A 6,073-nucleotide genomic window follows, 5' to 3' on the forward strand; every position below is an offset into this window, starting at 1 on the left:
GGACGACGAGGATGGCATCGCGCCGGGACGAGCTGAACGCGTACACCTTCGCCCGCAAGCGCACGGTGGGGGCGTTCCTGCTGCCCGGTGGCGGCGGCAGCGACGAGGACGCGCCGCGCCCGGTGAAGGCGGTGCTGCCGAGCGTGCTGGTGGGGGCGGTGATCGTCGCCGGGTTCGGGTTGTGGGGGGTGTTCAAACCGAGCGCGCCGCTGCACTGGGACGACGGCAAGAACGTCGTCCAGGGCAAGAAGTCGACCACCCGGTACGTGGTGCTGACCGACCCGGACGGCCGGACCAAGCGGCTGCACCAGGTGCTCAACATGTCCTCGGCGCGGCTGGTGCTGCCGGCCGACGCCAAGGTGGTGGTGGTCGACGACGGGGTGCTCGACAGCTACCCCAACCACGGCCCGACGATCGGCATCCCGTACGCGCCGGACAAGCTGCCGACGAGGGACAACGCGGACAAGCCGATGAAGTGGTCGGTCTGCGACCGCCCGGGCTCGGACGACAAGCAGGAGACCGTCAACCAGGCGGTGTTCGTGGCGGCGGGCCCGGACGCGGCGGCGCTGGCGGGCAAGGACCGGATGCTCGGCCAGGACCAGCTGCTGCTGGTGCAGCAGGCGGACGAGCAGCAGGTATCCGCGCAGCCGGCGCCGGGCCAGCCCGCGGCCAGGCCGGGTGACGCGAAGGTGTTCCTGGTCGACGCGCAGGGCCGCAAGCACGGCATCGGCTCGCCGCAGGCGGACGACAAGGAGCGCAAGTCGCTGATCACCGCGGTCTTCGGGCCCAACGCGGTGCCGCAGCGCGTCAAGCGCGAGTGGCTGGACACCCTGGTGACCGGCAGCCCGATCACCTTCCCGAAGGTCGACGGGGTGGCGGACAGCCCGAACCCCAACTCCTCGGTGGAGCTGGGCAACCAGGCCGACCGCCGGATCGGCCGGCTGGTGCACTACCAGGACCGCCACTACGTGGTCGGCAAGGACCGGCTCTACCTGGTGACGCCGTTCCAGGCGGAGCTGATCCGGCAGAACCCGGACTACCAGGACCTCTACAAGTACGACGGCGACAAGCGGCCGCGCAGCGACGAGATGACCCCGGCCGACCACGCCAAGCTCGGCAACGACGTCCGGCTGCCGAGCACCGGGGACGACTGGCCGCTGAAGTCCGGTGCGCCGGCCAACAACTGGCAGGACCGGCAGGACGCGCGCCTGGTCGTGTGCAGCACCTTCGACGGCGTCGCCGAGGACGGCCGCACGCCCCGGCGCAGCGTCTGGGCCGGGACGTCCTACCCGGCGCCGTACAACAACGGCGCGGGCGCCGCGTACGTGACGCCCGGGCACGGCCTCTTCTACCGCGCGCTGGACAACGCGGCGGGCGGCTCCGGCACCGACTTCCTGATCACCGAGACCGGTCTGCGCTACTCGGTGCCGGCCAACGGCGACGGTGGTCGCGGCGCCACCACCCCGCCCGGCGCGCAGCCGGGCCAGAGCGCGCAGCCGGGTGCGGGAGGACAGCCGGGCCAGGGCGGCGCCCCGAAGACGCCCACCCCGCAGCCGGGCGCCACCACGCCGGACCAGCAGCCGCCGCAGGACGAATCGGGCGCCAACCAGGCCCGGTTGGGCTACAAGGAGCTCCAGCCGCTCCCGGTGCCGCACGAGTGGTCGGACCTCGTCCCGGCCGGCCCGCCGCTGACGGCGAAGAGCGCCGCCCAGCCGCAGAACGCCTGATCGACCAAGCCCGGCAACGGAATTGGCCTCAGTGTCATGGTCTGGTAACTGCGCCGAGTTCGGTGTTGGGTGAGCTGCGTGTGCCGACTACAGTGCTCCTGGACATCACTAGGGTGATGGGACGGTCGGGCCGCGCTGCCCTCCGTACACGCAATGTCTGTCTCATGGGGGATGGTGGAGCATGGCTCAGGGTCAGTTCACGATGACGGCTCAGGAGATGCTGGCTTTCGCCAAGCGGATCGAGGACGCGATCGGGAAGATCGAGGCTGAGCGGCAGAAGCTCATCAGCACGGTCGATGGCATCACCGGCGGCTGGCAGGGCCAGGCGGCGAACGCCTACAAGGCCTTGCAGGACCAGGTCAACACCGACATCGCGAAGCTGAAGGAGTCGCTCACCGCGATCCAGCACGCGATCGAGCTGACCACCAAGCACTACGCGAGCACCGAGGAAGAGCAGAAGGCGCTGTTCTCCAACGCCCAGGGCTGATCAGCCGCACCGCGCTGATCACCGTTCTGTTCCGACCTTCCGCTCGGTGGGGCGCCCGCGGCTGAGCGCGGGGTGCTCCGCATCCTCGTCAAGGGAGACATCGTGTCCGACCACATCCTCGTCAACTTCGAGACCGTCCACCACGCGGCCGAGGAAGTGCGCGCCTCGGCCGGCCGCATCGACCACCTGCTGAACGACCTCAAGGGCGACGTCAACCGCATCGCGTCCAGCTGGCAGGGCGCGGCCCAGCAGGGCTACCAGGCCCACCAGACCCAGTGGGACGCGCGCGCCGCCGACCTGCAGAAGGTCTGCACGCAGATCGCCTCCTCGCTGGACGGCGCCGCGCAGAGCTACCGGACGACCGAGAACAACAACGCCAAGCTGTGGGGGAACAGCTGACCACGCGTTCCCCAGCGGGAACGTGAGGGGGCGGGTGCTCGGACTCCGGGCACCCGCCCTTCGGTGCGCGGCACGGGTGGACGACATGAGGGGTGGCAGGGTGTCCGGACGCGGGTACCGGAAGGCGGCCGCGGCACTGGCCGCGCTCGCCGTGCTGGGTGGCCCGCTCGCCGCCCCGGCGCACGCGGACAGCGGACCAGGGCTGGCCGCCGCGGGCGACTGCCCGAAGAACGCGCCCGACGTGCCGACCGTGCCGTGGTCGCTGCAGCGCCTGCTGCTGGACGAGCTGTGGCAGGGCGGTCGGACCACCGGCGCGGGGGTGACCGTCGCGGTCATCGACACCGGCGTGGACGACCAGAACCCGCAGCTGGCGGGCAAGGTCCTGGAGGGCTCCAACCTGGTGGTGAACCGGGAGACCAAGGAGAAGGTCCCGGGCAGCTCCAAGGAGGACCCGGTCGGCCACGGCACCAAGGTGGCCGGCATCATCGCCGCCCGCCGTTACGACCGGACGGGCTTCGTCGGGCTCGCCCCCGACGCCACCGTCCTGTCGATCCGCCAGAACGACAGCGACGGCAACGGCGACGTCTCCACCCTGGTCCAGGCCGTCAACGAGGCGGTCAGGGCCAAGGCCAAGGTCATCAACATCTCCCAGGACGTCCGCGGCGCCGGCGCCGCCGGCTTCGGCGGGTACCAGGAGCTGAAGGCCGCCGTCCAGGCCGCCGAGGACAGCGGCGTCGTGGTGGTCGCCTCCACCGGCAACGACGGCAAGGAGGGCGACACCTACCCCGGCGCGTTCCCGACCGTGCTCGCCGTCGGCGCCTCCGACCGCAACAACGAGCGCGCCCCGTTCTCCCAGTACGGCTCCTTCGTGAAGGTCGCCGCACCCGGCGTCGACATGCTCTCCACCGTCCCCAGGGGCGGCCAGTGCGTCGACAACGGCACCAGCTTCTCCGCCCCGTACGTGTCCGGGCTCGTCGCGCTGCTGGTCGGCGCCCACCCGAACTGGAAGCCGGCCCAGGTGCGGGCCTGGATCGAGCAGACCGCACAGCGCACCCAGCGCGATCCGGACCGGTTCATCGGCTGGGGCGTGGTCGACCCGGTCAGGGCCGTCACCAAGGCCCCCGAGAGCGCGCCGTTCACCGCCACCCCGGACGCCCCCGTCCAGCTGGCCGCCGCCCCGATCGTGCCCCGGCCGGTCGGCCTCGGCGAGACCCAGGCCGACCGCGACGGCCGCACCGCGACGTACGTCCTCGGCATCGGGGCGCTGCTGGTCGCGCTGCTCATCGGCGGCGGCGTCGTCCTGCGCGACCTCCGCCGCAGGTCCGCCGACTGATCCGTGTGCGCAGCACCCGCCCGGTGCCCGGGGAGTGCGCGGAAGAATCCTCCGGAACGGCTGTAACGTCGTGGGCCGCTCACCGCATCCAAGAAGTGTCGGGGAGCGCGGACACGGGGGAGCGGCGGGCATGGGGTGGATCGGGGCGGGCCGGGAGGCCGAGGACGCAGAGTTCCTGGAGCTGGTGTCCGGCCGCACCGGCCACCTGTACCGCTCGGCCTGCCTGCTGACCAGCGGCGACACCCACTACGCCGAGGACCTCGTCCAGGAGGCCCTCAGCCGGATGTACGTGCTCTGGCGGCGCAGCGCCTGGACCGGCGGCCGGAACCGGATCGACAACCCGGCCGCCTACACCCACACGGTGATGGTGCGCACCTTCCTCGCCCAGCAGCGCCGCCGCTCCAGCACCGAGCGCCCCATCGGGGCCGTGCCCGAGTCGGAGGCGCGGGAGGCGGACGGCGCGCTGCGGATGACCCTGCTCGACGCCCTCGGCCGGATGCCGCCCAAGGACCGCGCCGTGCTGGTGCTGCGCTACTGGGAGGACCGCAGCGTCGCGGAGACCGCCGAGGTGCTGCGCTCCTCCCCGGGGGCGGTCCGTACCCGCACCACCCGGGCGCTGGACCGGCTGCGCGGCCTGCTCGGCGACTCGCTGGCCGAGCTCGCCGCCCGCTGACCACTGCTCGTAGTCCGTGACGGAACCCGTGACGGAACCCGTGACGGAACCCGTGACGCAACCCGTGACGCAACCCGTGACGCAATTTCGTGATGCAAGGAGACGGTGACCACCCATGTCCGAACCGGACAAGTTCGATGACGATCTTCTCTACGCCCTCACCCGTACGGGCGAGGGCTTCCGCACCGAGCCGTCCGACCTGCTCGCGGGCGGGTACCAGCGCGGCCGCCGACGCTGGCGCCGCCGCTCGACCGCCGCGGTGGTGGGCGGCGCGGCCGCGCTGGCCCTGGTGGGGACCGGCGCGGTGTACCTCACCGGCTCCTCGCCGCGCCCGAGTGCGGTGCCCGCGGCCGCCCCGAGCACCGCCGGCGGCAGCGGGAGCGGCTCGGCGGCCCCGGTCGCGGCGGCCTCCTCCGCGGAGCCGGGCGAGGTCACCGGCGAGGAGGTGCTGGCCACCCTGCGGGGCCTGCTGCCGGGCGGCCGGACCAGCGACGAGAACGCCGGTCAACGCCAGGGCGGCACGCTGGTCTTCGACGACGGTCGGGGCAGGGCCGCGATGGCGGTCTCGGTCAACCGGGTCGGGGCCGGCAGCCCGGTCCTGACGGAGAACGGCTGCCCGGACCGGAAGCTCGTCCCGTACGACGCCTGCACCAGCGCGGGCCTGCCGGGCGGCGGCAAGCTGACCCTGTTCCAGGGCTACGAGTACCCGAACAAGCAGGCCGGCACCAAGAGGTGGTCCGCCTGGCTGGGCGGCGCCGACGGCCGCGTGATCGAGCTGACGGAGTGGAACGCCGAGGCGGAGAAGGGCGCACCGGACAGCCGTCGGACGCCGCCGCTGTCGCCGGAGCAGCTGAGGGCGGTCGTCACCGACAAGGCCTGGGACGGGATCATCGCCAAGTTCCCCGAGCCGCGGCCGGAGCCGGGGCCGGACAACGGCAAGGAGTACGGCAAGGACGAGATCCTGGCGATTGTCGCCAAGCTGCTGCCGTCCGGGCTGACCGAGACGGAGACCGGGGGACAGCCTGGCTACGCGAATTTCGTGGTCGACGACGGCAAGGGCAAGTCCATGGTGGAGATCAACGTGCAGGACTGGTCCCGCGACGACAAGACCAAGGAGGAGCTGTTCGGCAGTGCCCGGGCACAGCCGGACGGCACCAGGGTGGTGGTCGGCAAGCGGGGCTCCAACCCGGGCATGTGGACCGTCGACACCCTGCACGCGGACGGCCTGCGGGTGGTGATCAGCGCGTTCAACAGCGGCACCCAGCAGACCCCGGCGATCCGCAGCACCCCGGCGCTGAGCAACGACCAGCTGAAGGCGATCGCCACCGCGCCGGTGTGGAAGCTGAAGAAGTAGCGGTGCGGACGTGGGGGGGGGGGGGGGGGGGGGGGGGGGGGGGGGGGGGGGGGGGGGGGGGGGGGGGGGGGGGGGGGGGGGGGGGGGGGGGGGGGGGGGG

6 protein-coding genes are annotated in these 6,073 nt (G+C 72.6%); all 6 read left to right on the plus strand.

What is annotated here, in order from left to right; translation table 11 throughout:
• Positions 1-11: 11 nt before the first annotated feature.
• The 6 genes from AC07AL_RS36230 to AC07AL_RS36255 all read left to right on the plus strand — a co-directional run bounded on the left by AC07AL_RS36230 (position 12) and on the right by AC07AL_RS36255 (position 5,973).
• Positions 12-1,727, plus strand: coding sequence for a type VII secretion protein EccB (locus AC07AL_RS36230; protein WP_478319434.1), 1,716 nt, complete (start codon positions 12-14; stop codon positions 1,725-1,727).
• A 181-nt stretch (positions 1,728-1,908) separates the two neighbouring features.
• Positions 1,909-2,214 carry a WXG100 family type VII secretion target gene (locus AC07AL_RS36235; RefSeq protein WP_350885676.1) on the plus strand — a complete coding sequence of 102 codons (306 nt, stop codon included), beginning with the start codon at positions 1,909-1,911 and terminating at the stop codon, positions 2,212-2,214.
• Positions 2,215-2,316: 102 nt separating this feature from the next.
• The gene (locus AC07AL_RS36240) at positions 2,317-2,613 is read left to right on the plus strand and encodes a WXG100 family type VII secretion target (RefSeq protein ID WP_363586526.1); all 297 of its coding nucleotides are present in this window, start codon (positions 2,317-2,319) and stop codon (positions 2,611-2,613) included.
• Between the two features lie 100 nt (positions 2,614-2,713).
• On the plus strand, positions 2,714-3,946 hold the full coding sequence (gene mycP / locus AC07AL_RS36245) for a type VII secretion-associated serine protease mycosin (protein WP_363632065.1): 1,233 nt from the start codon (positions 2,714-2,716) through the stop codon (positions 3,944-3,946).
• A gap of 130 nt (positions 3,947-4,076) precedes the next feature.
• Positions 4,077-4,619, plus strand: a complete 543-nt coding sequence (locus AC07AL_RS36250) for a SigE family RNA polymerase sigma factor (protein ID WP_478319435.1) — start codon at positions 4,077-4,079, stop codon at positions 4,617-4,619.
• Positions 4,620-4,734: 115 nt separating this feature from the next.
• On the plus strand, positions 4,735-5,973 hold the full coding sequence (locus AC07AL_RS36255; RefSeq protein WP_478319436.1) for a hypothetical protein: 1,239 nt from the start codon (positions 4,735-4,737) through the stop codon (positions 5,971-5,973).
• The last annotated feature ends 100 nt before the right edge of the window (positions 5,974-6,073 follow it).

The sequence above is a fragment of the Kitasatospora sp. NPDC043949 genome (assembly GCF_056435365.1).

Coding starts and splice junctions, on each gene's coding strand:
- AC07AL_RS36230 (WP_478319434.1), top strand. CDS start 12: ATGGCATCGCGCCGGGACGAGCTGAACGCGTACACCTTCGCCCGCAAG.
- AC07AL_RS36235 (WP_350885676.1), top strand. CDS start 1,909: ATGGCTCAGGGTCAGTTCACGATGACGGCTCAGGAGATGCTGGCTTTC.
- AC07AL_RS36250 (WP_478319435.1), top strand. CDS start 4,077: ATGGGGTGGATCGGGGCGGGCCGGGAGGCCGAGGACGCAGAGTTCCTG.
- AC07AL_RS36255 (WP_478319436.1), top strand. CDS start 4,735: ATGTCCGAACCGGACAAGTTCGATGACGATCTTCTCTACGCCCTCACC.